3 protein-coding genes and 1 pseudogene are annotated in these 2,310 nt (G+C 68.0%); 2 read left to right on the top strand and 2 right to left on the bottom strand.

Annotated elements, in window-relative coordinates:
* Positions 1–463: DbpA RNA binding domain-containing protein (locus tag V6M57_RS04590; protein WP_332813806.1), on the top strand; the 463-nt coding region annotated here is incomplete at its 5' end.
* A gap of 77 nt (positions 464–540) precedes the next feature.
* Here the strand turns inward: V6M57_RS04590 and V6M57_RS04585 are convergent.
* Positions 541–1,308 carry a DODA-type extradiol aromatic ring-opening family dioxygenase gene (locus V6M57_RS04585; RefSeq protein ID WP_332813805.1) on the bottom strand — a complete coding sequence of 256 codons (768 nt, stop codon included), beginning with the start codon at positions 1,306–1,308 and terminating at the stop codon, positions 541–543.
* 99 nt (positions 1,309–1,407) lie between these two features.
* Here V6M57_RS04585 and V6M57_RS04580 point away from each other — a divergent pair, with 99 nt between their 5' ends.
* A complete protein-coding gene (locus V6M57_RS04580) occupies positions 1,408–2,064 on the top strand; it encodes a thiopurine S-methyltransferase (RefSeq protein WP_332813807.1) in 657 nt (218 codons plus the stop codon).
* A gap of 53 nt (positions 2,065–2,117) precedes the next feature.
* Here V6M57_RS04580 and V6M57_RS04575 read toward each other — a convergent pair.
* Positions 2,118–2,310 (bottom strand): annotated as a pseudogene (locus V6M57_RS04575) (hypothetical protein); the annotation flags it as partial.

Here is a 2,310-nt window from a genome sequence, read left to right as displayed (position 1 = left end):
CGAGCTGCTCGACCGCCTCACCGCCGATATCGGCTGCAGCCCGCGTGCCCTGGCCGCGGCGCTGCTGCGCAAGGCCACCAACGGTCAGGCGCTGACCCTGGCCGAAGTCGAGCGCGAGCAACCTCTGGTGCCGAACGGTGCGCCGCGTGAGCGTAGCGAGCGCTCCGAGCGTGGCGACAGCCGCGACAGCCGCGAGCGTCGCGCGCCGATACCGCTGGGCGAAGGCCGTGCCCGCTGCCGTACCGCGCTGGGTGCGCGCGACGGTATCGCGGCGAAGAACCTGCTCGGTGCCATCCTCAACGAGGGCGGCCTGGCCCGCGAAGCCATCGGCCGCATCCAGGTGCGCGAGAGCTTCAGCCTGGTCGAGTTGCCGGAAGACGGTCTGGAGCGCCTGCTGAGCAAGCTGAAGGACACCCGCGTCGGCGGCAAGCCGTTGAAGCTGCGTCGTTACCGCGAGGATTGATTCGCGCTAACTGAAAAGCCCCGCATTGTCATGATGCGGGGCTTTTTTCTGCCTGGCGGTTTTGCCTGGCGAGCGGTTCAGGCGAAGCTGTAGATGTCCATGCCCAATGCGCCGAGGGTGAAACCGCTGTGCTCGACCTTGAAAGCGCCGCCAGCGCCGCGGGCGAAGAACAGTGGCAGCAGGTGCTCGTCGCTGGGGTGATTGCGCACGGCATCGGGCGCCTGGCGGCGATAGTCGTGCAGCGCCGTTTCATCGCCAGCGGCCAGTTTGGCCACCATCCAGTCGCGGAAGGCTTGCGCCCAGGGTTCGATCACCGCGGGGCCGGCGTGCCAGTCCAGCTCGCCGAGGTTGTGGGTGATGCTGCCGGAGCCGATCAGCAGCACGCCCTGCGCGCGCAGGCCGGCCAGGGCGCGGCCGACGCGGGTCTGCAGGGCCGGGCCGAGTTGGCTGGGCAGCGACAGCTGCACCACCGGGATGTCGGCCTGCGGGTACATCAATGACAACGGTACCCAGGCGCCATGATCGAGTGGGCGCTGCGGGTCGATGTGCGCGGACAGGCCGGCCTTGTCCAGCAGTTCGACGACCTCCGCGGCCAGTGCCGGGCTGCCGCAAGCGGGGTATTGCACGCCGTAGAGTTCGCGCGGAAAGCCATAGAAGTCATGCCAGGTCTCGGGCATGGTCGCGCCGCCGACCTGCAGCTCGCGGCTTTCCCAGTGCGCCGACACCAGCAGCACGGCGCGCGGGCGGGGCAGTTCGGCGGCCAGGCGGGCCAAGGCCGGGCCACTGGCGCCGGGTTGCAGGGCAAGCATCGGCGAGCCATGGGAGATAAACAGGGTGGGCAACATGATTGAGTTCCTGAGGTAGCATGTCGCCATGGTCGCGGCTGGCTATATCGATATCCAGCGTAAATTTCTGTGCTTATCAATCGAATTTGTGAGGGTATGGTGCGCGAGGACTTCTGGCTGGAGCGCTGGGCGCGGAATCAGATCGGTTTTCACCAGGACCAGGTCAACCCCTGCCTGCAACGGCATTGGTCGGCGCTGCAGCTGCCGGCAGGCGCGCGGGTGCTGGTGCCGTTGTGCGGCAAGAGCCTCGATCTGGCCTGGCTGGCCGCCCAGGGGCTGCGGGTGCTGGGGGTGGAGTTGGCCGAGAAAGCGGTCGAGGACTTCTTCGCCGAGCAGGGGCTACAGGCCGAGGTGGCCGAGCGGGGGGACTTCAAGGTCTACCGCGCCGGGGCGCTGGAGCTGTGGTGCGGCGACTTCTTCGCCCTAGGCGCGGCGGACGTGGTCGACTGCGTCGCACTCTATGACCGGGCTGCGCTGATCGCCTTGCCGCCGGCGCTGCGTGAGCGCTATGCCGCACACCTGACGGCCATTCTGCCGTCGGGTTGTGAGGGGCTGTTGATCACCCTGGACTACCAGCAGAGCCAGATGGAGGGGCCGCCCTTCGCGGTGAGCGACGCCGAGGTGCAGCAGCGTTTCGCTAGCGATTGGCAGCTCGAGACCCTGGAGCGGTTGGACGTGCTCAAGGGTAACTGGAAGTTCCTCAAGCAGGGCCTGCAGCGCTTGGACGAGACGGTCTATCGCCTGCACAGGCGCTGAGTGCTCGGCAAGAAAAAGGGCGACCCATGGGTCGCCCTTTGCGTTTCTGGCATTTAGCGCAGCTGGCGCAGCGCCTCGATGCGATCTTCCAGCGGCGGGTGGCTCATCAGCAGGCCGGCCAGCCCGTGCTTCAGGCCGCCGTTGATGCCGAAGGCGGTCAGGCTGTCGGGCATGTGCACCGGCACCCCTTGCTCGGCGCGCAGGCGCTGCAGCGCGGCGATCATCGCGCCGGTGCCGGCCAGCTGG

Source organism: Ramlibacter sp. (assembly GCF_036676645.1).
In the GTDB taxonomy this organism is placed as follows: Bacteria; Pseudomonadota; Gammaproteobacteria; order Burkholderiales; family Burkholderiaceae_C; genus Ramlibacter.
The sequence above is the reverse complement of the archived record's forward strand: the minus strand, read 5'-3'. Positions and strand labels throughout refer to the sequence as shown.